A 25143-nucleotide genomic window follows, 5' to 3' on the forward strand; every position below is an offset into this window, starting at 1 on the left:
AGTCGAACGGGCTGAAAGATCGAGCTGGTGAACGAGGGGGTGGGCCGGTGAAACGCCGTCTGTCGATCGGCCTGGCAGTGGTACTGCTGCTGGCCGTGGTCGCCGTGATCGTCTGGGGCCGGGACGGTGACGAGAACACCGCGCAGGGGGCCGATCTGACCACGGTGCGCGGTGTCATCGGTTCGGAGAAACTGGCCTTCTTCTCCGACAATCGGGTGGTGGACGCGTTCGCCCGGCACGGGCTGAAGGTCGAGGTCGACTCCGCCGGCTCGCGGCAGATCGCGAGTATGGATCTCGGGAAGTACGAGTTCGCGTTCCCGTCCTCGTCGCCGGCCGCGCAGCGGATCCAGCGCGACCACAAGGTGACCGGCGTGCACACGCCGTTCCAGTCGCCGATGGCCGTCGCGACCTTCGAACCGATCGTGAACCTCCTGAGCGCCAACGGGACCGTGCGCAAGGGCGCCGGGGACTACCAGGTGCTCGACATCGCGAAGTACCTCGAACTGGCGCAGAAGAGCACGCGCTGGGACCAGCTTCCCGGCAACACCGCCTTCCCGGCCCGCAAGAACGTGCTGCTCACGACCACGGACCCGCGCGAATCGAACTCGGCGGCGATGTACCTGTCGATCGTCTCCTTCGTCGCCAACGGGAACAACGTGGTCAGCACGCCGGAGGCCGAGGCGAAGGTGCTGCCCGCGGTGTCGAAGCTGTTCATCGACCAGGGCTACACGCAGAACAGCACCGAAGGCCCGTTCGAGGACTACCTCGCCGCGGGCATGGGCAAGACGCCGATGGCGCTGATCTACGAGTCGCAGTTCGTCGACAGGCTGGTCCGCGCCGACGGTTCGATCCGGCCGGACATGCGCCTGCTCTACACGGCGCCGACGGTGTACTCCAAGCACACGCTGGTTCCGTTGAAGCCGAACGGCGACCAGGTGGGCAGGCTGCTGGCGACCGACCCGGAGCTGGGGAAACTCGCCGCCACCTTCGGCTTCCGCACCGGGGACCCGCGTTTGTTCGCCGACGTCGTCGCCGCGGCCAAGGCGCCGGTGCCCGCGGATCTGGTGGACGCCGTCGAACCGCCGTCGTTCGAAACGCTGGAGCGGCTGCTCGACGCCGTGAAGAAGCAGTACTGATGGACGATTTCACGCTCACTCCACCCGAACCGGTGGAGGCGATCCCGGCCGAGCGGGCCGCGGGCCTGGTCACGCTGGCGCCGGAGGTCCACGCCGAGGTCGCGAAGCGCGCCGAGAGTTTCGCCCGGCGCCTCGAAGCGCTCGACGTCCGATCGCCGGAGTTCACCCGCGTGCTGGACGAACTGCTCGCGGTCGGTGAGTCCGACATGCGGGCGGCCGCGACCGTCGCGGGCGCGCTCCTGGACCGCTCGACGCGGGCACTGGCGGAAATCGGGTCACCGCAACAGCAGGCGGCGGTGAGCCTGGCCGGGCTCCGGCGGACCGTGGCGGAGATCGACCCGGCGAAACTGCCGATCACCGGCCGCAAGCTGATGGGGCTGATCCCGGTCGCGGGCAGCGCGAAGAAGGCGCTGGACCGCTACCGCGCGGCCAACGAGCCGGTGAACGCGCTGGTACTGGACCTGCGTGCGCGGCAGGACGTCCTGCGCCGGGACAACGCCGCGCTCAAGGGTGAGCGGGAGCGGCTGTGGACGACGCTCGGCAAGCTGTCGGAAGCGGCCGCGTTCGCCGAAGCCGTCGACACGGCCGTCGAGCGCCAGGCCGGGATCTTCGACTTCACCGATCCCGCGCGAGCCAAGTCGCTGCGGGCCGACGCGCTGCACCCGATCCGGCAACGGCATCAGGACCTGCTGACCCAGCTCGCGGTCAGCGCGCAGGGTTATCTGGCGCTGGATCTGGTGCGGCGCAACAACGACGAGCTGATCCGCGGGATCGAACGGGCGGTGTCGACCACCGTCGCGGCGCTGCGGGTCGCGTTGCTGGTGAGCGCGGCGCTCGCCGGTCAGCGGGACGTCCTCGACGAGGTCCAGGCCGTGCAGGCCACCACCGACGGGCTGATCAGGGCCAACGCGGAAATGCTGGAACTGCGCAGCGCCGAGATCCAGCGCGCCGGCAGTGATCCGGCGGTGGCGGTGGAGACGATCCGCGAGTCGTTCGAGCGGATCTACCGGAGCATCGACGCGATCGACGAGTTCAAGGCGGGGGCCGTCTCGACGATGGCGGCGACCGTGGAGGCGCTGTCCGGGGAGATCCGGCGGGCCGAAGACCATCTGCGCCGCTCTCACGAGACGGCGACGGCCGAGGGGGCATCGTGAAACGCTGGGCGGTCTTGGCGATCAGCGCGGTTTGCGCGCTGTCGCTGGTTTCCTGCGATTCGAGCGAAGGCGGGACGCAGAACCTGGGGGAGGCCGAGCCGGGCACGTTGCGGGTGCTCGCGGGCAGCGAACTGGCCGATCTGCAGCCGCTGCTGGAACAGGAGGCGGCCGCGACCGGCGTCAAGGTGAAGTTCCAGTTCACCGGCACGCTTGAGGGCACCGAGGCGCTCGCGAACGGCAAGGTGGACGGCCAGTACGACGCCGTCTGGTTCTCGTCGAACCGCTACCCGGCGGCGGTTCCGGAGGCCGCGAAACGGCTGGGCGAGCAGGTGAAGATCATGAGTTCGCCGGTGGTCCTCGGTCTGTCCGCGTCGTCGGCGCAGCGACTCGGCTGGACCGGACGGCCGGTGGGCTGGGGAGAGATCGCCGAGCAGGCCGGGAAGAAGGCCTTCACCTACGGCATGACCGATCCGTCGGCGTCGAACTCCGGTTTCTCGGCACTGGTCGGGGTGGCGTCGGCGCTCGCGGGGGCGGGCAACGCGGTCGACGCGCGGCAGATCGCTTCCGTCACCCCGAAACTGACCGAGTTCTTCAGCGCGCAGGCGATGTCCGCGGGCTCGTCCGGCTGGCTTTCCGAGGCCTACCAACGACGGGCGACCGGCCAGGATCCCGGCAAGAAGGTCGACGGCCTGATCAACTACGAGTCCGTCCTGCTGTCGATGAACGCGAGCGGGAAGCTCCCCGAGCCGCTGACGCTGGTGTACCCGTCCGACGGCGTCGTCACGGCGGACTACCCGCTGACGTTGGTGCAGAGCGCGAATTCCGATGGGCGGGACGCGCATCGCAAGCTGGCCGAGCGGCTGCGCACACCGGACACCCAGCGCAAGATCATGGAGACCACGCAGCGCCGGCCCGTCGTGCCGGGTGTCCAGCTGGGACAGCAGTTCGCCCGGAAGGACCTCGTCGAGCTGCCGTTCCCGGCGACGCAGCAGGCGGTCGACGCGTTGCTGGGCGCCTACTTCGACAAGATCCGGCGGCCGTCGCGGACGCTGTACGTGCTCGACACCTCCGGCTCGATGTCGGGTGACCGGATCGAGTCGCTGCGCGCAGCATTGATCGGGCTGACCGGCGCCGACGGTTCGCTGACCGGCCGGTACCGCCGGTTCCGCAGCCGTGAGGAAGTCACGATGCTGCCGTTCGACACCGTGCCCGGCAGCCCGGAGACGTTCACCGTCCCGGAAGGCGATCCACAATCCGCGCTGGACAAGATCAAACGCTTCGCCGAGGGACTCGACGCGAACGGCGGTACGGCGATCTACGACAGTCTGCACCGCGCGTACGACATCATGGGCCCGCTGGTCGCGCGCGACCCCGATCGGTTCACCTCGATCGTGCTGATGACCGACGGGCAGAACGCGAACGGTGCCAAGTTCTCCGATTTCCAGCTGAGGTTCCCGTCGCTGCCGGAGGCCGTGCGGCAGATTCCGGTGTTCACCGTGATCTTCGGCGAAGGCGACTCGACCGAACTCGGCGAGGTCGCGAAACGCACCGGCGGCAACGTGTTCGACGCGCGAGGCGACGTCCTGCCCAAGGTGTTCCAGGAAATCCGCGGGTACCAGTGATCCGGTATCTCGGCTCCACGAAGAATCTCGCCGGCTGCGTCGGCGGGCTGATCGGGCTCGCGCTGTACTTGACCGGCGTCGTCGGCGGACTGTGGCCGCTCGTCGTCGCGGGGCTGTACGCGGTGTTCGCCCTGCTCGCGCCGCCCGAGCGGGTCCGGCTGGTCTCGGCGGACGCCGCCGCCGAGGCCGGTCAGCTGCGCGCTGATCTCGACTCGTTGCTGGGCAAAGTGACCGCGCGGGCACAGCGCATGCCGGAGTCCTCTGTGGACGGTGTGCGGCGGATCGCGGAGGTGCTCGACGACCTGCTTTCGCGGCCGGAGCGGTGGGCGGCCAACCCGGACGTCCAGCATGCCGTCACCCGGTTGGCGCGAACCGATCTGCCGCTTTCGGTGGAGACGTACTTGAATCTGCCGTGGTGGTTCGCCGCCAAACGCCGGGCCAGTGGTGAGCCGAGCACGTCCGACGAACTCCTCACGCAACTGGAACTGCTGGAGACCGAAGCGCACCGCATCGCGGAGCGGTTCTACGCGGGCGACGTCCACCAGCAGGCCGACCACACGCGCTATCTGCGCGAGCGCGGCGAATCGGTTTAGCCGTCCCGGTCAGTGGCAAGCGAAAAACAGTCTGCCGGTCGTTCTGCCTGGGCAAGGCTGTTTTCCCGTGGTGGACTTGGGAAGCCGATCCGGTCGTGGTCGGTTTCCGTCAGCCCCAGGGAGTTCAGACGTGCACAAGTACAGACTCGGGGCGGCCTTCCTGGCCGCTGTGGTGATGTGTCTCGCCGGCGGTGTCCCGGCGAACGCCGAGGAGCGCGGCGACCACTGCGTCGCCGACACGGCCACCGGAGCGTTCCGGTGCTTCGACAGCGTCGGCGATTCCTTCGCCGCGGCGTCGGCGGGCGAGGTCGGCGCCTCCGCGACGGTGATCAGCGTGCTGTACGAACACGCGAACTTCGGCGGTGCGAGCGTCACGGTCACCGGATCGCCCTGCACCGAGGGAACCAACCAGACCCTCGGCTTCCTCGGTGACTGGAACGACAAGATCTCCTCGTTCCAGACCTTCAACAACTGCTACATCACGATGTACGAGCACGCCGAATACCAGGGCGGCACCCAGGAGTGGTACGCCAACGACAGCGGCAACTACGGGTCGAACATGAACGACAAGGGCAGCTCCGTGGTGTATTCGCGCGGACCGTCCCGCGCCGAGCTGCTCAAGGACTGCGGTAACGCGACCAAGACCTGCAACGCCCACGTCGACCAGCGCGGTCAGGACTTCTACGGCAACTGGGGCCGGGTCGACACGGTGTTCAACTGCAGCGCCAACAAGATCACGCAGGTGATCGGCAAGCGGGACACGCGCAGCGGGAAGAACACGGTGTCGAACGAGATCAGCGTGAGCGCGGGCTTCAAGTTCCTCGTCGACTGGTCGGTCGCGTACAAGCGCACATGGGGCCAGGAATGGGGCTGGGAGACCAGCGAGAGCGTCGAAACCCGGATCGAGGTCAACCCCGGCTACTGGGCGGGCCTGGACCGCTCGCCGGTGATGAAGGTGGCCAGCGGTTCGTACGACATGTGGTACGACAAGCGCAGGTGGGGCCACCACCAGTGGTACGTGTGGAACTTCAGCGGTGAAGGCCCGGCCCCGGGTGTCGTGGGCCAGACCCGGACCGTCGGCAAGAAGATGACTTCGGACGAGAAGAAGAGGGTGTGCGGGAAGTCGGCCGGGCTCGTGCGGTCCGCCGCCGCCCCGCAGGCGGAAAACGCCGCCGCGACGTCTGCGCCCGCCGTTCCTGCCGCGCCCGCCGTGCGCGTCGCGCAGGGGCCGCTGCACAGCTAGCCAGGTGGTACGGCTCGGCGGCCGCGAGCGATCAGCGGCCGCCGAGTCCCGGCAGGGTCAGCGTGGCCACCGCCGTCGTCACCCAGCCCAGCAGATCGCCGAGCGGGATGGTGGACAGTTTCTCCGGCCATTCCTCCGCCAGCGCGTGCAGGACCAGGTGACCGTCGTGCGCCTCGACCGCGACGAGCCGGATGCCTTGCGGGAGTTCGGGAAGCGGCAGGACGATCGGCTTGAGCCGGGACGGTGGGCCGAACCGGCGTCGTCCGATGTGGACGGACATCGGCCGGAGGACGACGGCTTCACCCTCCACAGTGGACTCCAGGGCGAGATGGCCCCAGCCGGGCCGCTTTTCCCAGCGGACGTGGAAATGCCCGTCCTCGCCGGGGGTCACGATGATGCCCGGCCGGACCTCGGTCACGCGCGCCTGGAGGACTTCCGGTGACACCCGGATCGCCATCTTCACCTGCTCGGGGATGGCGGCCGGGGACGGGAGCGAGCGGAGCCGGACGTTCGACGCCAGCACGGTGATGCGTTCGAGCGGCGTCTCCGGCCAGTCGACGTCCTCGACGACGATGCGGACGTCGCCGACCTTGCCGGTCGCGGCCAGGCTGAGGCTGTCGGTTTCGTAGTCGAGCCCGGTCAGGGTGAGTCCGACGTCGTGCCCGTCCACCTTGGTCGTCAGCCGCCGCCCGACCAGCTGTTCGGTGACGGTCTTCAGGATCGCGGCCGGGGTCACGGGCACGCTGGGCAGCAGCGCCCGTCCGGCGGCGGCCAGGCCGAACAGCTCGGGAAGCGGGTTCAGGTCGAACCATCTGCCGTCGCTCATCCGTCCAGTGTCGCCGAACGGGACGCCGATCGCCGCCGCAGGGGGTCAGCGGGCCGCGAAACGGGCGATCACACCCGCCAGGATCACCCAGAACGCGGCGGCCAGACCGTAGTCGAGGATGACCGCGAGATTCGGGTCACTCACCGGGAAGAGCCCCGGCCAGAACAACGCCAGCGGTTTGGCCAGTGCCTGGATGAAGATGAAGAAACCGTTGCCCGCATTGGCTCCCGCGAGCACCATCACCATGTACAGCAACTCGATGAAAGCGAACACCGCGCCGATGCCGGTGATGACCCGCACGGCGGTGTTGCTCCTGCTGGTGGTTCGCCATCTGGACATATCGGAAAAGTTCCCCGGCTCCGCCGTGGCAAACGCTTCAGCGGTCAAGTTGCGCCGATCGGCCGTACCTCGCCCACTGCTTGGAGGCGGCCGGTGACGGAACGCTGCTCAGCTGATATCGATTATCATTGTCGCTATGACTCTTGGGGACTGGAACGACCGCTGGGAGCGCCTCATGGCGAAGTACCATCCAGGACGCGAGCGGGCGATCGCGCGGACGATCGACCTGGTCGCGTCGCACTGTGACGGTCCGGCGCCGCGGGTGCTGGACTTGGGTGGCGGCACGGGCACGCTCTGTTCCCGGCTGCTCGAGCGCCTTCCCGGGGCGGAGATCACGTTGGTCGATCTGGATCCGGTGATGCTGACGATCGCCGACGCGTCCCTGCCGTCCTCGGTGGAGGTGGTCCGGGCCGACTTGCGTGACCCGGATTGGGGCACGCGACTGCCGTACGAGGGCTATGACGCCGTTCTGGCGGTCATGGCGTTGCATTATCTGCCGCCCGGGCGGCTGACCGAGTTGTACGCCGAACTCGCCGGGCTCGTGCGGGTGGGCGGATTCGTGGCCACTGTGGACGACATGCCGGACGCGGAGGTTGTGGCGACCGCGAGCGACGACGGCGAAGATCCCTGGAGTAATTGGTGGGATCAGGCCGCGGTGGATCCGGTGCTCGGGCCCGCCGTGGTGGAACGGGCCCGGTTGTTCGGTGATTCGCCTTCGGTCGAATGGCATCCTCCGGCCGAGTGGCACCTTCGTGCTTTGGGGGCGTTGGGCGCCTTGGATGCCTGCGTGACTTGGCGGAACGGCATTCAGGCCGCTGTGGTGGCCTTCAAGCCTCGCTGAACGGTGCCGTGCTCTCCCTCAGCACGACTCGCCCGCGGACCCGCTCCGTCCGGGTCCGGCCGGCGCGTTCCGGCAGCGTCGTCAGTTCCAGTACCCGCTCGCCCAGGTCTTCCAGCGGGAGGGCCACGGTGGTCAGCGGTGGTGTCAGGTCGCGGACCATCGGGATGTCGTCGAACCCGGCCAGCGAAACGTCGCCGGGAACGTCGATCCCGTGCTCGCGCATGGCCGCGAGCGCGCCCGCGGCCATGACGTCGGTCGAGGCGAAGACGCAGGTGGCGCGCAGGCCGCGGCCGATGAGCCGCTGAGCGGCCTCGTAACCGCCGTCGCGGGTGAAGGGCCCTTCGACGATGTCCTGGCGCTCTACTGCGACGCCTGCTTCGGCGAGGGCTTCGAGGAAGCCGCCGACGCGGTCGACGACCGTGGTGAGCGACGTCGGCCCGGACAGCACGGCGAACCGGCGATGTCCGAGCGTGAGCAAAGCCCGCGCGAGGTCGGCGGCGCCTTCCCGGTTCTCCGGCAGGACCGCGTCGGCCCGCAGGCCGCGGTGCCTGCTGAGCACGGCGACCCGTCCGCCGGTCGCGCGGTAGCGGTCCAGCTCCCGGCGCAGGACTTTCTGGCGCTCCCGGTCTTCGAAACCGGACCCGATCAGCATCGCCCGCACGCGATGCCCGCGCACCATCGCGGTGTAGGCGACCTCACGGTCCGGGGCGCGGAACGTGCTGCCGAGGACGACCTGGAGGTCGTGACGGCTCGCCGCGCGCATCACCCCGCGGGCGATGCCGGCGAAGTACGGGTCGCCGACGTCGTGACAGATCACCCCGACCGTCCGGCTGGACGACCGGGCCAGCGCCTGGGCGTGCGCGTTGGGGGAGTAGGCCAGCCGTTCGGCCGCTCGCACGACACGATCGCGCAGCGCCGGGCCGACGCTCGCGGTGCCGTTGAGCACTCTGGAGGCGGTCGCGAGCGAGACTCCGGCCGCCTTCGCGACGTCGCCGAGGGTGTTCTGGGCCTGGTGGGCCATTCGTTACTCCCTCGGCTCCGGTGGCGAGGGGATTCTACGGGATGAGAAAGCGCTTTCAGTACCGCTCGGTCCCGCGGTCACGCGGTCATTCTCCGAGCGGTGCGCCTCGCCATTGCCATCCGGCTCGCGACGGGCGGCCCGGTAGCTCCACCCGGTCCGTCGCCCACAGCAACGCCGTCCAAGGCTCGACGCCGTCGACGTCCACCTCGGGGAACATCCGCGCGAGCACCCGCGAACAGACGTCGCGCGGGGGATCGAGGGTGACGTCGAGTCCGCTGGCCATGTCCTCGCCGTGGACCAGGACTTCGACGCAGCCCATTCCGGCGAAACCTTCGAGGTCGGCGCGGCCGCTCGGGTGATACGCGCGGACGTCCGGGGCCACCGTGCGGAGCGTGGCGCACAGGATGCCGCCGCCTACCGCGACGAACTCCAGCATCTCCGACGGAGTCGCGGCCCGGTCGGCGACGGCTTCGAAGCAGACGAACCGAGGTGTCGGTGGCCGCGCGATCAGCAGGCCGGCGTAGGAGATGAGGCAGTCGCCGAGATGCTCGGCGGTTCGCCAGGCGTTCAGTTCGCCGGTGCCCGGTGCCGCCGTCCAGTCACGGCCCGACGCCTCGCGCAGGCTGTCCGTCACGCTCCTGATCGCCGCGTCGAGGTCGCCGGGGGTGACTGTCATCGTGGCATCAGCTCTGTGTCCCTCAACTCTGTGCCCCCTCAACTCAGAGGTGTCGGAAACGCGACCGGGCCGCGGCGGCCGTTCTTCCCGACCGCGCGCACACCGAAGAACACGTTGTCCTTCGACAGATCCACTTTAACCTCGGTCGTGTCGCCGACCTTGATCACGTGCGTCCAGTCGGCCGCCGTCGTCTCCCGCCAGACGACTTCGTAACCGGTGAGATCCGGGTCCGTCCCGCGCCGCCACACCAGATCCGTGTCGTTCGTCAGCTGGTTCGTGCGGATCCGGACGTCCTCGGGGGTGCCGGGCGCGGTCGCCAGCGACCACATCGTGGCCGCGTTCACCCGCGCGACCCTGGCGATGAACGGGAAGTCGCAGAACTCGGGCAGATCGCCGAACCGCTTGCCGTTCTCCACCCGGACGTCCTGGTGCTGGTGCGCGTAATCCTCGTGCGGTTCGGTGAACCGTGCGGCCGGATAGCCCTGTTCGAGGAACGGGATGTGGTCGCCACCCCGGAGGTAGCGATCTCGGCGGTGGATCACCCGGACAGTCATGCCGGTCGCGTCGTTCTCCGCGACCGACCGCACGAACCGGGCCAGCTGGCGGGACGGCGAATCGTTCTCGCCACCGACCGCGCGCCGGATGTCGGCCTGCACCGGGGTCTCCGACGTCGGCACGCCCTCGGCGAACAACCGGATCGTGCGCGGATCCCTTGTCCCGTCGTCCGCCCGGCTCGAACCGACGATGTCGTTGGTGAACATCGCCTGCACGTTCGCGCCCGCCGCCTTGTACAGCGTCGCCATGTGCCGCGCGCCGAACAGGCCTTGCTCCTCGCCCGCGACCGCCGCGAACACGATGGTCGCCGCCGGGCGGCGAGTGGCGAGCACCCGGGCGAGTTCCATCGCGACGGCCACTCCGGAAGCGTCGTCGTCGGCGCCCGGAGCGTCCTTCGTCGCGTCGAGCGGATCCGAACACCGGGAGTCGTAGTGGCCTGACACTACGTAGACCCGTTCTGGGGTGGTAGAACCGCGCAACGTGGCGACGACGTTGGTGATCGTGGTGGCCACCGGGATCCGGGGTGGGGCGGGCTGCTGGAGGTACGACTGCAATTCGACCGTCATCCGGCCGCCCGACCGCTGCGCGGATTTCGTCATCTCCGCGAAGATCCAGTCGCGGGCGGCGCCGATTCCGCGGACGGGATCGGTCTGCGAGGACAACGTGTGCCGCGTCCCGAAGGCGGCGAGCCTCCTTACGGTGGTCTCGATGCGATGTTCGTCGATCTCCCGCAGAATCGCCCGGAGCTCGGCGTCGGGGCGTTGCGGAGTGAGGAGTTCGCCTGGGCCATGAACTTCTGGTTCTTCGGCGCCGGCCGGGACACCGGCGAGGGCAGTTGACGACAGGGCAGCCGCCGAGAGCGCCGCCGAGGTGGACAGGAAAACTCGTCTGGACCTTTCCTCAACCATTCTCCTGTTCCTACGCGCCTTGTGTTCGAGCGTCTACCCGCGAAAAGGATGAGCGCGACGGGCGGGAGATGCGGGAGGATCACCGGGTGATCTTCGGGAAAAAGAAGTCCTTGGCCGAGGCACTCCAGGAAACGCTGGAGAGCCGGGGGAGCGGTGTGGGCATGCTCGTCGAAGCGCTCGTGCGCGTCGACAAATCCGGCGATGCCGCTGAAATCGCGGCTGCCTTCGAGAAGATCACTGAGACACCGGCGCTCATCGCGACTCTCGACGAGTACTGGCGCAACGAGCGGGCTCTGGATGAGCTCGCTCTGTCGCTCAGGGTCGGCAAGGCAGGCCTGCTGGCAACCGCGATCGTGGCTTCGCACCGCAACGGCCGGATGCGGGAACTGGCGGTCACGAGACTGCTGGCGAAACCTTGCCCGGCGACACTTCCGTTCCTGCTGTTGCGCATGACGGACTGGGCATCTCCGGTCAGCGATGTCGCCCGCGCGGGTGTCATCCGGCTGCTGCACGATGATCCGGCGACCTACCTGCGGCCGGCTGCCGAAACGATGCTTCACCTGGGGCGCCGTCGCCGCGGTGGCTTCGGCGTGCGACAGCTGTACGCGGCTGCTTACGACGTCCCGGCGGAGGTGCTCGAGCGGCTGATGTGCTCGGTGAACTCCGCGGTGCCGCGGTTCGCGTTCGAGGTGCGCACTCGGCGTGGCGATCTCAAACTCGATGACCTGGTCCGGCTCGCTCTGACGCATTCCGACAAGGGCATCCGCGTACGAGCCGGCGAGGCCGTCGCCCGCGACGCCGTCTGGACAGGTCGCGTGGACGTCCTGCGCAAGCTGGCCGCCTGCCGCCACGGCGAAGTACGGATCAGCGCGCTGACCGGACTCGCACGTCTCGGCCACTGGGAGGAGATCGCGGGTCTGCTGGACGACCGTTCCACGCTGATCCGCGCGCTCGCACGGGATGCCACCCGGCGTACGGGCGTCGACGCTGTCGTTTGGTACCGGTCCGCTGTCTCCGTCGCGAACCCTTCTCTCGGAGCCATCGCGGGATTTGCGGAGTCGGGGCGAGCAGAGGACGGGCGGTTGCTGTATCCGTTGCTGAGGCATCCTGTGGCCAGGGTGCGGGCGCAAGCCGTTGGGGCGCTTCGGATTCTGGATGCCGTTCCGGTCGATTCGGTGCGGCCGATGGTCGAGGATCCTTCGCGACGGGTGGTCAGGGCGGCGTTGAAGGCGTTGGGGACACAGGTCTGATGTTCGCTGCCGTCTGGGCGTCGGTGTAGAGCCTCCGCACCGGCGCTCAGGCTTGAGGTTCGTCGTCATCGGGACCCGTACGTGGTTCGTGGAACGGCTCTGGCGATGTCTCGTAGGTGTCCCCGCTCGGCGTGGTGATGATCATGCCGCCGTCGCCGGTGGGCACGGCCGACCACCCTGGTTCCTCCCGAAGCAAATTGTGGCCTTTGCAGTAAATGTGGCAATTGTGATGGTTGGTCTTGCCGTCCCGAGCCCAGGAGGTGATGTGGTCGATCTCGGAGAACTCGGCAGGCCGGTGACAGCCCGGTTGCGTGCACTCGCGATCCCGCGCCTTGATCAACCGTGCCAAGGACGCCGGTGACCGGTATTTGCCGGCGCCGGCTTCCAGCAGCTGGCCCGTGGCGGAGTCGGTGATCAGCCGCGACCAGGTCGAGCCGGGGTCGGAGGCGATCTCGCGGACCAGCCAATCGGGGATGGGCCCGTACCCGGCGAGCGTCGCGGGGTCCTTGCCGGCGCCGACGAGTGTCAAGAAATCGACATAGACATGGATGTGCGCACGCGGCTTGCCGTGTCCGTCCTCGGCCAGCAGGCGTTCGGCGAAGATATCGGCGCGATGCTGATCGAGGGTGCGGGATTTGTCCTTGTTCCGCCGGGATCGCGCGGCTCGGCTCATCGATGCGTAAAGGGAACTGGCGACTTCCGTGGGAAGATGGCCGGAGAGGGTGGACATGATCCCGTCGTGGTGTTCCAACGAGATATGCCGCGACGCGCGTTTCTTGGCGGCTCGTTCGCGATAACCGTCGGGATCGAATTTCTGCACGGCGTAACTCACCGAGCCTCGGATCGCGACAGGATCACGATCGGCGAGGCGTTTGGTCAGCCAGGCGTCGACCTGCGCCGCGACTTCGTCCGATACTTCCCGTGTCAGTTGCATGACCTTGGAAGCCTTGTACAGGTCGATATCGCCACGCTCCAACGCCGCCAGAGTGTTCGGCAGGCGGGCGACGAGAGCGCAAGAGGTCTCGACGAGCAGGAACGCGTGATTGCGGGTGACCGAGAAGCGCAGGGCGACCTCCTCGGTCACAGATCTTCGTGACCCGCCGCGAGTGGCGAAGTCGGCTAACGCCCGTACCTGACGTCCCTGTGTCCGACGAAGCGAAAGCTCTTCGTCGAACGCGGTGTCAAGAAAGCGAGCGGCTTTCGGGTTATAAGGGAGAGTTGTGGTCATGCCGATGATCATACTCGAACTTACGTTCGAATGCGATCGAGAGCGTGATCGAATTTAAGCGGAGAGTGAACGGTACTCTCATGCATGCGGAACGCCGGCCATGTGGCCGTACTGGTGGGTCGCCATCGGTTCTCGGTTGCACTGACCGACGCCTCCCATCACGTCGACGGGGCTACCGGCCACTCGGGACGAATCGCCGAGCCTCACTTGTCGGTGATGCTCTCCCAGAGCGCGTAGAACGTGGCTCGGGAAACTGGCGTGAGGCCGGGTTCGGCGAGGTCGAGCGCCTGGTCGGTGAGTCCGCCGGCGTCATCCTCGATGTTCCGCCACCAGTAGCGGTGAGCAGCCCCGGACGAATCCTGCTCGATTTGCTTGATGGCCACTGTTTCGTGGTCGACCACGACCGCCTCCCACAGCCAGCGGGCTCCTTCGTCGACCAGGCCCTCATGATCCACGTACTCGTAGTACTGGCGAAGCTCGGAGCCCTGGTCCAACGCCCGGTATCGCGCGACGCTCGCCCGGAACGCGGCTTCGGTCTCCCGCGGCCAGCGCCGTTGTGCGGCCAGACGTCGGTAGCGCGTCTCCACGTCCGCCGGAAGATCGGTCACGACCAGAGTATGCCGGTGAGACCGAGCTTCGAGGGAAGAAGAAACCGGCCGACGGCGAAGTGGTGGTGAAAGCTGACCGTCGACGGGAAGGATCCACATGTCAGAGGCGGGCATATGACAGCGGGAACGGGGGAGCAGGTGACCGACGCCGACCTGGCCGCCCGGTTGCCGCAAGACCCGGAACTGTTCACCGAAGTGCACGATCGCTACTTCGCGGCCATCTACCGCTATGTGGCCGGCCGGCTGGACGCGCAGACCGCGGAGGACATCGCGGCGGAGACGTTCCTCGTCGCGTTCGACCGGCGCGCCACGTTCGACGCCGAACGCGGTGAGGTGCGGGTCTGGCTGTTCGGCATCGCCACGAATCTGGTGGCCAGGCACCGCCGCAGGGAGGCTCGGCACTATCGGGCGCTGGCACGGGTGAGCGCCGCACCAGTGGTCGAGGGCCACGAGAGCAGGGTGGTCGCGTCGGTGGCCGCCCGGCGGTTGCTTCCTCAACTCGCGAACGCGCTGTCCCGGCTTTCCGCGGGGGAACGGGACGTGTTGCTGCTCGTGGCGCTCGGCCAGCTCGGGTATGAGGAAGTGGCCGCGGCGCTCGGTATCTCCTCCGGCACGGTCGGCTCCCGGCTCAACCGTGCACGCAAGAAACTCAACCTCATCCTCACCCCGGAGGCACTCGATGAATGACCTGCAGACACTGCGCGCCGCGCTGGCCGTCGACGAGCCGTCCCAGGACGTGATCGACCGCAGCCGTCACCGGCTCCAGAACCGGATTCGCGGTGGCCGGACTTCCCAGCGGCGGACCGGATGGCTGATCGCGGGAGCCGGACTCACGGCGGCCGCCGCTGCCGCCGTGGCGATCGCGGTCATGCCTGCCGCATCGGTCGACGGTCCGCCGGTGCAAACGGTCAGTGGGCAGCAGATCCTGCTCGCGGCCGCCACCGCCGCCGAGCGTTCCCCCGAGGGGTCCGGCACCTACTGGCACGTGAAGGTGACTGAGGCGGACGCCGCCGCTGCTGCGAGTGAGTATGAGTACTGGATCAAGCCGGACGGTCAGTCGTGGATGCGGGGAGCGAAGACGGGAGGCAAGGTCATGCCGATCAAGGCGCTCTCGGCCACCCCGTTCTCGCTGGTCGCCGTCGATCTGACCCTCGAACAGTTGCGTGCCCTGCCGACGGACCCGGACGCGTTGAAGGCCTGGATCGCCGAGGCCCTCGAGCGCAGTGACGCCAGGACGAGCGCGGGCAAGTTCACCGCGAGCGACCGGGAACAAGCCGCCTTCCAGTCGTTGATCTCGCTGGTGTCCACACTGCCGGCCACGCCGGAGGTCCGGGCCACGGCCTTCCGCATGATCGCCGCCTACCCAGGTGTCGAAAACCTCGGCACGGTGCCGGGCGGGCAAGGCCTGGTGCTGCCCACGGGCGAGCGGCTCGTCGTCGATCCGGCGACCGGCCGGGTGAACGGGACGTCGGTCTTCGTCACCATGGACGGGGCGGTGTACAAGGTGGCCAACCCCGCCGGCGCCAGGATCAACGCCGAGTGGACCGACACCCTGCCCGAGTAGCGAATCGGTGGCCGGGAGCGTGCCCCGCTCCCGGCCACCGCGGGCTGACCGTCATGGGCCATCGAGGTCGAGTGGCGGCATCGTCGCCACGCCCTGGGCCCAGACGTCTCGGAAACCAGGCTGGACCGCGAGATCGACCAGCTCGATCCTGGCCCCGATGCTGTCGAGCCGGTGGTAGGTGAAGGAACGGCCGTAGGGGCAGGAGTCGAACTCGATCGGCGCGCCTCGATCCGCCAGGCGCTGTTTGTCCGTCTCGACGTCCTTGGACCAGTAGCCGATGTGGTCGAAGCGAGACCCGTCGGTCGCGTCCCACGGACTGCCGGCGGGTCCTTGGATCACCTCGAAGAACGGTGGCCCGCCGGTCGAGAACACGATGTCGTAGTCCCAATCGCCGAGGGTGCCCGCACGGACCGGACTCCAAGTCACGCCGAGAGTGCGAGTGAGGTCCTCGGTCGCCTGTCCGATATCTCGGACGACGAAGCACAGGTGGTAGAAGGCGTTCACCCGTCCTGTCTATCAACTCGCTGCGCTATCGTTGATCGATGTCGCGCGCGGTCGTTCTCGGTGGGACCGGGCTGATCGGCTGCGCCACGGCACGCCGGTTGCTGGCCGCCGGTTGGGAAGTGACCGTGATCGGCCGAGACTCCTCGCGCATGCCCGAGGACATCGCGCTCGCGGGTGGCCGGTTCGTCGCCGCGGACCGCGGCGAACCCGGCCGACTCGCGGCGGCGCTCGGTGGGGGAGCCGATCTGGTGGTCGACTGTCTGTGTTTCACCGCCGCACACGCCCGTGATCTGCTGCCACTGCTGGACGATGTGGGGTCCACGGTGATGATCTCCAGCAAGGCCGTGTATGTCGACGCGGCGGGCAACCACGTGAACTCGGCCGTCGCGCCGGTTTTCGACGGCCCGATCCGTGAGTCGCAGCCCACCATGGCCCCACGCGAGGACGTCGACTACCGCACTCGCGACGGCTACGGCGCCAACAAGGTGGCCGCGGAACGTGTCCTGCTCGACAGCGGACACCCGGTCACCGTGCTGCGACCGTCCAAAGTCCATGGTGAGGGGTCGGCCAAGCCCGGCGAATGGGTGTTCGTCAAACGCGTGGCCGACCGGCGCGAAGTCCTGCTCCTGTCCCGCGGTGGCCGCGGCGTCGACCATCCGAGTGCGGCCGGGAACATCGCCGCGCTGATCGAAACCGCCGCGGAAAACCGCGGCAGGCGTGTCCTCAACTGCGCCGACCCGGACGCACCCGACGCCCTGGCCATCTCGAGAACCGTCGCGAAACACCTCGGCCATCGGTGGGAGGAAGTGCTCCTCGACGACCACGCCCCCGCCGGACTCGGCTTGCATCCCTGGGACCGCATACCGGGTATCCGGCTGGACATGACCGCGGCCGGGCGGCTGGGCTACCGGCCGGCCGGCGACTACGCCACCACTGTGACCGCCGAACTGGATTGGCTGGTCTCCACCGATCGGCTCCCGGCAGGCTTCGACCACGACTTCGCGCCGATGCTCGACTACGCCGCAGAGGACGCCTACCTCGCGGCGCGGTAGCAGGCCCGAATCCGCCTCAGCCCTCGCCCGCGGGAAGCAACTCCCGCAGCATGGCCAGCAGCTCCCGCCGGTCCCCGGCGCCGAGTTTCCCGCGGATCCGCGCCATGTGGTGCTCCACGGTCTTCCCCGAGATGAACAGTTTGCTGCCGGCCTGCTTGTACGTCAGCCCGTCGACGACCAGCCGGGCGACCTCCAGTTCCCGTTCGCTCAACGCGCTCAGCCCGGTGGCCGTGGTGGGTTCCGGTGCCCGCCCTTGGAACTGGCGGGCCGCTTCGAGCAGCTGGACCATCGCCTTGCGGTCCGAGGTCCGGATCGCCGCTTGCCCGGCGAGCCGCGAAGCGTCCCAGCAGAGGCCGAGTTCGTGCAGTTCCGAGGCGGACGCGGTGATCTCTTCGGGGTCGAAGGAGCCGGTCAAGACGGCGAGCCAGCCGGTCGCGGCGGCGGCGAGTGCGGCCGGATAGCGGCCGCAGGAGGCGAAATCGTCGAGTGCGGCCAGATGGTCGCCCGCCGACGCGTGATCTTCGACGGTGATGGCGGCGTGGAGTTCGTGCCAGCGCAGGGTGGCTGTCCACAATGGAGGATTGCCGAGCGCGTCGAGTACGGAATGCGCCCGCTCCAGCCGGCCAGCCAGTTTGGCGCCCGCGCCGCCCCGTGCGGCCGCGATCGCGAGTTCTCCCAGCGGCAGCAACGAATACAGGTCCGGCTGTTGGCGCATCGACGCCTGGTACGCCCGGTCCCAGGAACGTTGCAGGCCGGGAAGATCGCTCGCCCGCCGCGCCAGGCCCAGTTGCAGGGTGGCGGCGAAGAGTTCGTCGCGCGCTTCGAGACCGTCCGGCGGCATCAAGGCCTCGGCGGCCGTCTTGAGGTCGCCCGCGGTCATCGCGACCCAGCCGAGCAGCAGCCGGTGCCGTTTCGCGAGCAGGTCGCCGCCGATCCGCCCGTCCACCGCGCGTCTCAGCACCGACTCGGCCAGGGCGAGTTCGCCGGAATGCAGGCCCACCAACGCCGCGAGGGCCGCCGGGCTGTCCGGGAGCGGAGCGGGCGCGCCCGCCGATTCGAGCATCGAGGCCGCGCCCAGCAGGGCCGACAGCGTCTCCGCGCCGCAGCCGGACACCGAGCCGGTGATCGCCCGCGCCATCCGTGAAGCGGCGCCCGCGAACAGGGTCGGGACTTCCGGAGTCTCCAGCACACCTCGGGCGGCTTCGAGTTTTCCGGTGCCCAGCAAGGCGATCGCGGCGAACGCCTTCGATCCCGCCCGGCCGGACCATTGGTACAGCTCCGCGCTGTGCGCTAGTTCGCCGCGGTGCGCCAGCACGGTCGCCGCCACTTCGGCGCCCGCTGCCCTGGCATCGGTGTCCGACGTGCTGCCGAGCATGCCGTCGCCGAGCCGGAGCGCGGTGTCGAGGTCCCCTGCCAGCGCCGCGGCGTGCGCCCAGCCGACGGTGAGCGCCGCGCCGCGCCCACCGGCCTCGGACGCGGCTTCGTAGAACCGCGCCGCGAGTTTCGTGTCGTCGGACATCGCCTCGCGGGCGGCCGCCTCGAAGGCCGCCGCCGCGCTCGCGCCCGAACTTCCCGTCCCCAGCAAGGAACGAGCGAGCTCCAGCACCGGAAGCCCGTCCCGCAGCTGGAGTTCCACCAGTCGCTGCAGCACCGTCAGCCGCCGCCCTGGCGAACCCCAGGTCCGGATGGCTTCGGCGGCGATCGGCAGCAGCACGTCGTCCTCGCCGAGCAGACCGGTCGCCCTGGCGCTGTCGAAGACCTCGGGCAGCCCTTCGCGATCGCGGTTCAGCAACGCGGCCAGCAGATCGAGATTGCGGCCGGCGCCCGCTTCCGCCGCGATCAGGTAGCGGTGCACGTCGTCGTCCAGCTGTTCCAGCTCACCGCGGAAGTCCGCGAGCCTGCCGGTGACCGCGCGGAGCACGAATCCCGGGACACCGCCGGTCCTGGCGTGGACGTCCTCCGCCGTGGCCGCGTCACCGCCGGCGTGCTCGACGAGCCGCCGGACGTCGTCGACGCCGAACGCGCCCAAGGCCACCGACCTGCCGAAGGAATCGGCGAGCACGCGCAGGGTCGTCGTCCGCGCCGCCGGCCGGAAGGCCAGCACCACGGGAGCGGTGGTTTCTTCGGCCTGTGCCTTGATCTTCGCGATCTCGTCGTCGTCGAGCTGATCGGCGTCGTCGACCAGCAGCGCTTCGACCCCCGCGTCCGCGTAGTGACGTCCGAGCTGGCCGAGCAGATGGGTCTTGCCGTGCCCGCCGGGGGCGACGACGGTGACCCGCACCGGGAGATCCGGGGCGGTGGTCACCTCGTCGAGCAGGCGCCGGGCACCCGGATGGATGATGCCGGGCTTGTCGAGCAGTGCGTTCAACAGCGACCTTCGGGGGTGGACGGGGTGGCACCGGGGGTGGGCGGCGCGCACGAGCTCGAAGTGGTGGGAGGGGCTTCGGGACCCTTGTCCGCGGTGGCTTCTCGAGTGGTCAGGGTGAGCAGCAGGGTGCTCGCGGCCAGGACCACGACCGCGGCCCCGGCGACGAGAGGCTTGCGCCGGCTGAGCAGTTTCGCCGCCCCGGTGCGTTCTGGCAAGGGGAAGGGGGTGATGTCCACCGGCGGCCGTTCGGGTCGCTCGGTGAGCTCTTCGGGCATGTCGACCCGGGGGAGCAGGGTGGTTTCGATGGTCGCGACGGCGTTCGACGCGGCCCCGCCGGGTTGAGGAACGTCACGTCGCGCGGCGATGTTGGCCGCCCCGGTCGCCACCGTCAGCACCGGGTCGCTCGAAGCGAAGAGGGGGCACGGGGTTCGGCCGGGGATCGGCGGGGCCTCACCGCAGAGCACGATGCCTGCCAGCGCCTGGGGCGGGATCCCGGCGCCGTGCGCGAGTTCGAAGACCTTGCCGACGGCCTCACCGGGGTCGACGCCTTCCACCGTTTTGACCGGCTGCCAGCCGTTGACGCCGGCGGCGGCGATCGTGACCACCGCGCCGTCCGGGCCGAATTCGCAGACACCGGCGGTGACGTCGCCGTGCGGGGCGAGGTACGCGTGCAGGGCGGCGACCGGCGCCGCCACCAGCGCGGCACGGGGGAATCCGGCCTCGGCCAGTGCCCGGCGCAGCAGGTCCCGGCGGAACGAACCCCAGCCGACGGGGTGCGTGAGCACGATGTGGCGCGGTTTCTCGCCGAAACGTTCGGCCGCTTGATCCACCGCGGCGTCCACGAGGACCGCGCTGAGGGATTCGGGCGGGAACCGCTCGCCGCCCACGATCACGGGGACGTCGTCGCCGACCCGTTCGTGGAACCCCGTGAGCAGACGGGCGGGCGCGGACCGGCCCGCCTCGACCGCGGCGTCGCCGGTGAGCAGGTAGCCGTCGTCGTCGAGGAACACCGCGGACGCCGCCGCCGGGCCGCGCGCGCCGAGCCACGACGGCTCGGGCACGCCCCAGCCGTCACCGGTGTCCACGCAGGTGGCGGCGGTGGTGCGGGTCGAGGCGATATCGATGCCGAGGACGTAGGGCAACGAGCATCCTCCTTCGCTTGACCAGCCCCTAAGGACCAAATAGGGCCACTCACCTGAACGGCTTGACCCATCCGGGTGAGGGTTGGCATTAAACCCAACCGAGTGCGTCTCGGTTAAGCCCCTAACGCCCTAACGATGTCATACCGATCCCCTATTGGCTGAGTGAGCGACGACCAGGAGTGATCCCCGATGTGCCCAGTGGCACCGGCTCACTAACTTCGGTGACCTGCGCTCAGCCGTGCCCTCCGGCCGCTGAGCCGGCCCCACCGACCTAGACCTCCAGGAGAGTCCTTTCATGGGTTCCGTCCAGACCCTGCACGACTTCACGCTGAACCTGCTGAACGACACCGCGGCCCGCACGGCGTTCGCCAACGACCCGCAGCAGGTGCTGGCCGACGCCGGCCTCGGTGACATCAACGCCGCCGACGTGCACGAGGTCGTCCCGCTGGTGCTCGACTTCGTCCCGGTCGACACCGCCACCGGCCTCACCGGAACCACCGCGGCCACCGCCGACAACCTGGCGGGCTTCGGCGGCGTCACGAACGTCGTCGACGGCACCGACGGCGAGTGCGCCGACGGCGTCCAGGGTGCGATCGACCAGCTCACCGCGCTGACCGCCGGCCTGCCGGTCGCCGTCCCCGGCGCCGACGCCCTCCCGGGGCTGCCCGAGGCCGGTCTCCCGGGTGTCCCGGCCGTGCCGGGCCTGCCGGAGCTGGGCCTGCCGGCCGTCCCGGCCGTGCCCGCCGTGGGCGACCTGCCGGTCGACGTCCCGGGCCTGCCCGCCGTCCCGGCCGTCTCCGACGTGACCGACGTGTCGAACGCCGCCGCCGGCGTGACCGCCCTCGCGCAGAACACCGTCGGCAGCTTCGGGCTGACCAACGACCTGTCGCGTGGCCTCGACGCCGCGTCCGTCGGACAGGCGGGCGACCTCGCCACCGGTGCCGTCGGCACCGCCACCGACCTGGCCCACAGCGTCCCCGCCGTGGACACCGCCGGTCTCCCGGCCGTCGACTCGGTCCCGGCCGTCGGCGACCTGACCGGTGACCTGCCGCGCACCGACGGTGGCGCGGGCGACGCCCCGAACTTCCTGTCCGAGGTGGGCGACCTGACCAGCACCATCGGTCACGTCGACGTCGCCGACGTCACCACCAAGGTGCACGACATCGCGAACAACTACGGTGACGTCGCCAACAACCACGGCGACGTGACCGGCGAGGTCGCGGGCAACGTGGCCAACGAGGTCGCCAACGTCGCGAACCACGCGGGCGTCACCGAGGTCCACGACACGGTTTCCGACGTCACCAGCACCATCGGCCACATCGGTGACGTCAACATCGGCGCCGGCGACATCGCGTCGAACAACGACATCCACATCGGCTGATACGAACATCTTTCAGCTTTGTGCCAGGGCCCCGCGACCGCAGCAGGTCGCGGGGCCCGCACGGCATTGTTGGCCCATGCCACATTGATTCCGCGCTTGGTTAAGGGAACACTGCATCCCCGTGACAGCCCCAGCCTGGCTCGACGTGCTCAACGAGACCTTGGACGCCTGTGCCGCCCACAGTCGCGCCGACCTGGCCGAACGCCTCCGGCGCAGACGAGACGAACGGGCGCCGGGCACCCGGATCGCGGTGGTCGGTTTTCCCAAGCAGGGCAAGGGTTACCTGCTCAACGCGTTGCTGAACGCGCCGGTCTGCGCGGTCGGGGACGCGAGCACGCCCGCCGTGCCCACGGAGATCGGCTACGCCGCTGATCCCGCCGCGACGCTGGTCGGGCACGCCAGGGAAAGCGTCCCGGTCGGTGACCTGGCCAAGGAACTCGAAGTCCGGCCGCCCGGTTCCCTGCGCCGGGTCGAAGTCGGCCTGCCGCGCGAACTGCTCGGCACGGGACTGGTGCTGGTGGACACCCCGGCGATAGGGGATCCCCGATCGCCGCGCACCGCCGCCACCCTCGATGTCCTCGCCGACGCGCACGCGGTGATCCTCGTCTCCGACGCGACACAGGAACTCCAGCCCGCGGAACTCGCGCTGGCAAGGCACATCCGCACCTGGTGCCCGGCGCTGGTGCTGGCGCTGACCAAGATCGACGTGAGCCCGGACTGGCGGGAACTCGCCGCCCGCAATCGCGCCGCGCTGTCGGAGACCGGCGTCGTCGCCGACGTCTTCCCGGTGTCCGCGACGGTGCGCCAGGCCGCCGCGAAGGCCGGTGACGCCGTCCTCAACGGACGGTCCGGTTTCCCGGAACTGCTGAACTGGGTGGGAGAGCAGGCCGCACGCCCGATCGAACGCACCCGTGCGCTCGCCGCCGCGGTGAGTGTCCGCGCGGCGGCGGTCGAGCTGGTCGAGACGTTGCAGACGCGGCTCAACGCGGTCTCACAGGACAACGGCGTCGACCAGGTCACGCTGTTGCACCAGGCACAACGGCGCAGCGAGGAGCTGCGGCGGCAGAACGTCCGCTGGCAGAACATGTTGTCGGACGAGATCACCGACCTGATCTCCGACGCCGAATACGACCTGCGCGAGCGGACGCGGATGATCGTGCGGCATATCGACCGCACCTTCGACGAAGGCGACCCCGTGCAGATCTGGCCGGATTTCCAGACCTGGCTGGAAGAGAACCTCGCCGAGGCCGTCGAGACGAACTACAACTGGGTGTCCGACCGGTCGGAGTGGATCGCGCAAGCGGTCGCCTCGACGTTCGGGTCGCATTACGGCCAAGCGCCGGAACTACCGCTGACCGGGTCCGGAGTGGACTCGATCCCCGAGGTCGGCGCTCCCAAGATCGAGCGGTTCAAGATCGGGCAGAAACTCTTCACCGGATTGCGCGGTTCCTACGGCGGCGTGCTGATGTTCGGCCTGGTCACCAGTCTCGCCGGGCTGCCGCTGATCAACCCGGTGTCGCTCGGCGCCGGCGTCGCGTTCGCGACGAAGAGCGTGCGCGACGAAGGCGGGACGCGGTTGCAGCGACGTCAGGCGCTGGCGAAGGCCGCCGCGCAGCGCCACGTCGACGACGTGTTCATCCGGTTCAGCAAGGAGATCAAGGACGAGGTCCGTCAGGTGCAGCGGCGCCTGCGCGACCATTTCGCCGCGGTGTCCGACCAGCTGTCGGAAGAGCTGACGCGGCAACGGGAACTGATCATCGCCGGATCCGCCGAACGGGACCGGCGCACCCAGCGGGTCAAGAAGGAGATCGACCGGCTGGCCGCCCTGCACCGGAAGGCGGGGGCGCTCGGCACCGGCGCCACGCCGCGCCGGGAGCTTTCGGCGTGACCGCCGACGTACGGGAACTCCTGAACGAAGCCGCGGCGCACTACCGGGATCGCCCGCACGCGGTGTCGATGCTGCGGGAATGCCTGGAGCGCCTGGAAGAACCGCTGCGCGTCGGTTTCACCGGCACACCGGGAACCGGAAAGTCCACTTTGGTCTCCGCGCTCGCGGAATGGCCGACGCGGGCCCTGCGCGAAATCGAACTGTTCGACACCCCGGCGCCCGCCGAACACGTCGACGCGACGGTGCGGCTGGTGCGCCATCTCGAACCCGACGAACTCGCGGGCACCCGGCCGGTGGGCGGTTCGGCGTTCGCGCGGCAGACGGCGGTGAACTCCGTGCTGGTGCTCGGCAGGGCGGACGAGGTCGGCGCGGGCCGGATCGACGCCCTGCTCACCGCGAAACAGCTGGCGCGGCGGGCCTGGCGCGAGAACCCTGATTGCGCGGGATTCCAGGGAGTCATCGCGGTCGCCGGGCAACTGGGTTACGCGGGGCGTGCGCTGCGGGACGACGAATTCGAGGTGCTGCGCGCGCTCGCGTCGGTCTCCCGGCCGGAGCTGGAACGGTACCTCCTGTCCGTCGATTCCTTTGTGGACGATCCGTTCCCGGTGGGGGTCCCGCCGGAATCGAGGAAGCACCTGGTGTCGCGGTTCGGACTCTACGGGGTCCGCCTGGCGATCACCCTGATCCGCACCGGGTGCGAGAGCAGGCTGAAACTCTCGGCGGAACTCGTGCACCGCAGCGGTCTCGGCGACCTGAGGGATACGCTCGCGGGGTGTTTCGTCGCGCGGGCCGAGGCGTTGAAGGCGCGCACGGCGGTCGTGCGGCTGGAAGGTCTTCTCGCCGCCGAACCACTTCCGCACGGCGATCGGCTCGCCGCGCGGGTGGAGCGGTTCGCCGCGGCGGCGCACGACTTCCGGGAACTGCGGCTCATCGCCGGTATCCGCGGCGGCCGCACGGCGTTGACCGGAGAGGTTGCCGAGGAGGCCGTCCGCTTGCTCGGCGCGCAGGGACTCGCGCCCACCGAGCGGCTCGGTCTCGAACCCGACGCGGAGCCGGCCGAGATCCACGCGGCCGCGGAAAGCGCGCTCGTCCGCTGGCGGCACGAGGCGGAACGGGCCGACGCCGCGCACGCCGAACGCGCGGCCGCCCGGGTGATCGTGCGCTCGGTCGAAGGGCTGCTCAGCCTGTTCGTGGCTTGACGCCTGCCGGTCCCCCGAGTCACCATAGACCTCTCTATGGCGGCT

General features: G+C 69.4%; 24 protein-coding genes. 14 read left to right on the forward strand and 10 right to left on the reverse strand.

The genetic code is table 11. From position 1 onward, the window contains the following. Positions 1 to 47: 47 nt before the first annotated feature. The 5 genes from DMH01_RS30980 (at position 48) to DMH01_RS31000 (ending at position 5748) form a co-directional block, all read left to right on the forward strand. Positions 48 to 1136, forward strand: a complete 1089-nt coding sequence (locus tag DMH01_RS30980; RefSeq protein WP_125680956.1) for a hypothetical protein — start codon at positions 48 to 50, stop codon at positions 1134 to 1136. Then, positions 1136 to 2290 carry a toxic anion resistance protein gene (locus DMH01_RS30985; RefSeq protein WP_125680958.1) on the forward strand — a complete coding sequence of 385 codons (1155 nt, stop codon included), beginning with the start codon at positions 1136 to 1138 and terminating at the stop codon, positions 2288 to 2290. The genes DMH01_RS30980 and DMH01_RS30985 overlap by 1 nt, the downstream gene beginning before the upstream one ends. Next, positions 2287 to 3912: a substrate-binding domain-containing protein gene (locus DMH01_RS30990; RefSeq protein ID WP_125680960.1), complete on the forward strand. Its 1626-nt coding sequence runs from the start codon at positions 2287 to 2289 to the stop codon at positions 3910 to 3912. Before DMH01_RS30985 ends, DMH01_RS30990 begins: the two co-directional genes overlap by 4 nt. After that, the gene (locus DMH01_RS30995) at positions 3909 to 4505 is read left to right on the forward strand and encodes a hypothetical protein (protein ID WP_125680962.1); all 597 of its coding nucleotides are present in this window, start codon (positions 3909 to 3911) and stop codon (positions 4503 to 4505) included. Before DMH01_RS30990 ends, DMH01_RS30995 begins: the two co-directional genes overlap by 4 nt. Positions 4506 to 4635: 130 nt before the next feature. Further along, the gene (locus tag DMH01_RS31000; protein ID WP_125680964.1) at positions 4636 to 5748 is read left to right on the forward strand and encodes a peptidase inhibitor family I36 protein; all 1113 of its coding nucleotides are present in this window, start codon (positions 4636 to 4638) and stop codon (positions 5746 to 5748) included. Positions 5749 to 5779: 31 nt separating this feature from the next. On the opposite strand, the gene DMH01_RS31005 is transcribed toward DMH01_RS31000, so the two are convergent. Together DMH01_RS31005 and DMH01_RS31010 are read right to left on the reverse strand one after the other, a co-directional pair. Then, the gene (locus DMH01_RS31005; RefSeq protein WP_125680966.1) at positions 5780 to 6574 is read right to left on the reverse strand and encodes an LmeA family phospholipid-binding protein; all 795 of its coding nucleotides are present in this window, start codon (positions 6572 to 6574) and stop codon (positions 5780 to 5782) included. Between the two features lie 45 nt (positions 6575 to 6619). After that, a complete protein-coding gene (locus DMH01_RS31010) occupies positions 6620 to 6874 on the reverse strand; it encodes a hypothetical protein (protein ID WP_026467456.1) in 255 nt (84 codons plus the stop codon). A gap of 175 nt (positions 6875 to 7049) precedes the next feature. On the opposite strand from DMH01_RS31010, the gene DMH01_RS31015 reads away from it, so the two are divergent. Beyond that, complete coding sequence (locus DMH01_RS31015) at positions 7050 to 7754, forward strand: trans-aconitate 2-methyltransferase (RefSeq protein WP_125680968.1); 705 nt, start codon at positions 7050 to 7052, stop codon at positions 7752 to 7754. Here DMH01_RS31015 and DMH01_RS31020 read toward each other — a convergent pair. The 3 genes from DMH01_RS31020 to DMH01_RS31030 form a co-directional block, all read right to left on the reverse strand. After that, positions 7741 to 8775, reverse strand: a complete 1035-nt coding sequence (locus tag DMH01_RS31020) for a LacI family DNA-binding transcriptional regulator (protein ID WP_125680970.1) — start codon at positions 8773 to 8775, stop codon at positions 7741 to 7743. The genes DMH01_RS31015 and DMH01_RS31020 overlap by 14 nt on opposite strands. 85 nt (positions 8776 to 8860) lie before the next feature. Then, a complete protein-coding gene (locus DMH01_RS31025) occupies positions 8861 to 9451 on the reverse strand; it encodes a hypothetical protein (RefSeq protein WP_125680972.1) in 591 nt (196 codons plus the stop codon). Positions 9452 to 9489: 38 nt separating this feature from the next. Further along, entirely contained in the window at positions 9490 to 10668 is a 1179-nt protein-coding gene (locus DMH01_RS31030) for a M28 family metallopeptidase (protein WP_233621719.1), read from the reverse strand. Between the two features lie 3 nt (positions 10669 to 10671). Between DMH01_RS31030 and DMH01_RS43360 the strand changes: the two genes are divergently transcribed. Both DMH01_RS43360 and DMH01_RS31035 read left to right on the forward strand, forming a co-directional pair. Next, positions 10672 to 10845: a hypothetical protein gene (locus DMH01_RS43360; RefSeq protein ID WP_233621720.1), complete on the forward strand. Its 174-nt coding sequence runs from the start codon at positions 10672 to 10674 to the stop codon at positions 10843 to 10845. A 155-nt stretch (positions 10846 to 11000) separates the two neighbouring features. Then, on the forward strand, positions 11001 to 12164 hold the full coding sequence (locus DMH01_RS31035; protein WP_125680974.1) for a HEAT repeat domain-containing protein: 1164 nt from the start codon (positions 11001 to 11003) through the stop codon (positions 12162 to 12164). Between the two features lie 46 nt (positions 12165 to 12210). Here DMH01_RS31035 and DMH01_RS31040 read toward each other — a convergent pair whose 3' ends face one another. Beyond that, a complete protein-coding gene (locus DMH01_RS31040) occupies positions 12211 to 13392 on the reverse strand; it encodes an HNH endonuclease signature motif containing protein (protein ID WP_125680976.1) in 1182 nt (393 codons plus the stop codon). 203 nt (positions 13393 to 13595) lie between these two features. Then, complete coding sequence (locus DMH01_RS31045; RefSeq protein ID WP_125680978.1) at positions 13596 to 14000, reverse strand: hypothetical protein; 405 nt, start codon at positions 13998 to 14000, stop codon at positions 13596 to 13598. A 114-nt stretch (positions 14001 to 14114) separates the two neighbouring features. On the opposite strand from DMH01_RS31045, the gene DMH01_RS31050 reads away from it, so the two are divergent. Together DMH01_RS31050 and DMH01_RS31055 are read left to right on the forward strand one after the other, a co-directional pair. Further along, a complete protein-coding gene (locus tag DMH01_RS31050) occupies positions 14115 to 14687 on the forward strand; it encodes an RNA polymerase sigma factor (protein ID WP_199745692.1) in 573 nt (190 codons plus the stop codon). Beyond that, positions 14680 to 15564, forward strand: a complete 885-nt coding sequence (locus DMH01_RS31055) for a CU044_5270 family protein (RefSeq protein ID WP_125680979.1) — start codon at positions 14680 to 14682, stop codon at positions 15562 to 15564. Before DMH01_RS31050 ends, DMH01_RS31055 begins: the two co-directional genes overlap by 8 nt. Before the next feature lie 51 nt (positions 15565 to 15615). Here DMH01_RS31055 and DMH01_RS31060 read toward each other — a convergent pair whose 3' ends face one another. Further along, complete coding sequence (locus DMH01_RS31060; protein WP_125680981.1) at positions 15616 to 16068, reverse strand: VOC family protein; 453 nt, start codon at positions 16066 to 16068, stop codon at positions 15616 to 15618. A 38-nt stretch (positions 16069 to 16106) separates the two neighbouring features. Between DMH01_RS31060 and DMH01_RS31065 the strand changes: the two genes are divergently transcribed. Beyond that, complete coding sequence (locus tag DMH01_RS31065; protein ID WP_125680983.1) at positions 16107 to 17120, forward strand: NAD-dependent epimerase/dehydratase family protein; 1014 nt, start codon at positions 16107 to 16109, stop codon at positions 17118 to 17120. Between the two features lie 16 nt (positions 17121 to 17136). Here DMH01_RS31065 and DMH01_RS31070 read toward each other — a convergent pair whose 3' ends face one another. Both DMH01_RS31070 and DMH01_RS31075 read right to left on the reverse strand, forming a co-directional pair. Further along, positions 17137 to 19488, reverse strand: a complete 2352-nt coding sequence (locus DMH01_RS31070) for a LuxR C-terminal-related transcriptional regulator (protein WP_125680985.1) — start codon at positions 19486 to 19488, stop codon at positions 17137 to 17139. Further along, complete coding sequence (locus DMH01_RS31075; RefSeq protein WP_125680987.1) at positions 19485 to 20630, reverse strand: molecular chaperone DnaK; 1146 nt, start codon at positions 20628 to 20630, stop codon at positions 19485 to 19487. Before DMH01_RS31075 ends, DMH01_RS31070 begins: the two co-directional genes overlap by 4 nt. A 295-nt stretch (positions 20631 to 20925) precedes the next feature. On the opposite strand from DMH01_RS31075, the gene DMH01_RS31080 reads away from it, so the two are divergent. From DMH01_RS31080 to DMH01_RS31090, 3 genes are all read left to right on the forward strand, one after another. Further along, on the forward strand, positions 20926 to 22011 hold the full coding sequence (locus DMH01_RS31080) for an IniB N-terminal domain-containing protein (RefSeq protein ID WP_125680990.1): 1086 nt from the start codon (positions 20926 to 20928) through the stop codon (positions 22009 to 22011). Between the two features lie 121 nt (positions 22012 to 22132). Next, on the forward strand, positions 22133 to 23899 hold the full coding sequence (locus tag DMH01_RS31085) for a dynamin family protein (protein ID WP_125680992.1): 1767 nt from the start codon (positions 22133 to 22135) through the stop codon (positions 23897 to 23899). Then, positions 23896 to 25098 (forward strand): GTPase, encoded by a 1203-nt coding sequence (locus tag DMH01_RS31090; protein WP_125680994.1) that lies wholly within the window; start codon positions 23896 to 23898, stop codon positions 25096 to 25098. The genes DMH01_RS31085 and DMH01_RS31090 overlap by 4 nt, the downstream gene beginning before the upstream one ends. The last annotated feature ends 45 nt before the right edge of the window (positions 25099 to 25143 follow it).

This window comes from Amycolatopsis sp. WAC 04182 (genome assembly GCF_003947465.1).
In the GTDB taxonomy this organism is placed as follows: Bacteria; Actinomycetota; Actinomycetes; order Mycobacteriales; family Pseudonocardiaceae; genus Amycolatopsis.

What these genes read in the sequence shown, in the direction of transcription:
- DMH01_RS31040 (WP_125680976.1), bottom strand. Translation starts at nt 13,392, where the DNA reads ATGACCACAACTCTCCCTTATAACCCGAAAGCCGCTCGCTTTCTTGAC.
- DMH01_RS30985 (WP_125680958.1), top strand. Translation starts at nt 1,136, where the DNA reads ATGGACGATTTCACGCTCACTCCACCCGAACCGGTGGAGGCGATCCCG.
- DMH01_RS31050 (WP_199745692.1), top strand. Translation starts at nt 14,115, where the DNA reads ATGACAGCGGGAACGGGGGAGCAGGTGACCGACGCCGACCTGGCCGCC.
- DMH01_RS31080 (WP_125680990.1), top strand. Translation starts at nt 20,926, where the DNA reads ATGGGTTCCGTCCAGACCCTGCACGACTTCACGCTGAACCTGCTGAAC.
- DMH01_RS31065 (WP_125680983.1), top strand. Translation starts at nt 16,107, where the DNA reads ATGTCGCGCGCGGTCGTTCTCGGTGGGACCGGGCTGATCGGCTGCGCC.
- DMH01_RS31025 (WP_125680972.1), bottom strand. Translation starts at nt 9,451, where the DNA reads ATGACAGTCACCCCCGGCGACCTCGACGCGGCGATCAGGAGCGTGACG.
- DMH01_RS31020 (WP_125680970.1), bottom strand. Translation starts at nt 8,775, where the DNA reads ATGGCCCACCAGGCCCAGAACACCCTCGGCGACGTCGCGAAGGCGGCC.
- DMH01_RS31055 (WP_125680979.1), top strand. Translation starts at nt 14,680, where the DNA reads ATGAATGACCTGCAGACACTGCGCGCCGCGCTGGCCGTCGACGAGCCG.
- DMH01_RS31005 (WP_125680966.1), bottom strand. Translation starts at nt 6,574, where the DNA reads ATGAGCGACGGCAGATGGTTCGACCTGAACCCGCTTCCCGAGCTGTTC.
- DMH01_RS31015 (WP_125680968.1), top strand. Translation starts at nt 7,050, where the DNA reads ATGACTCTTGGGGACTGGAACGACCGCTGGGAGCGCCTCATGGCGAAG.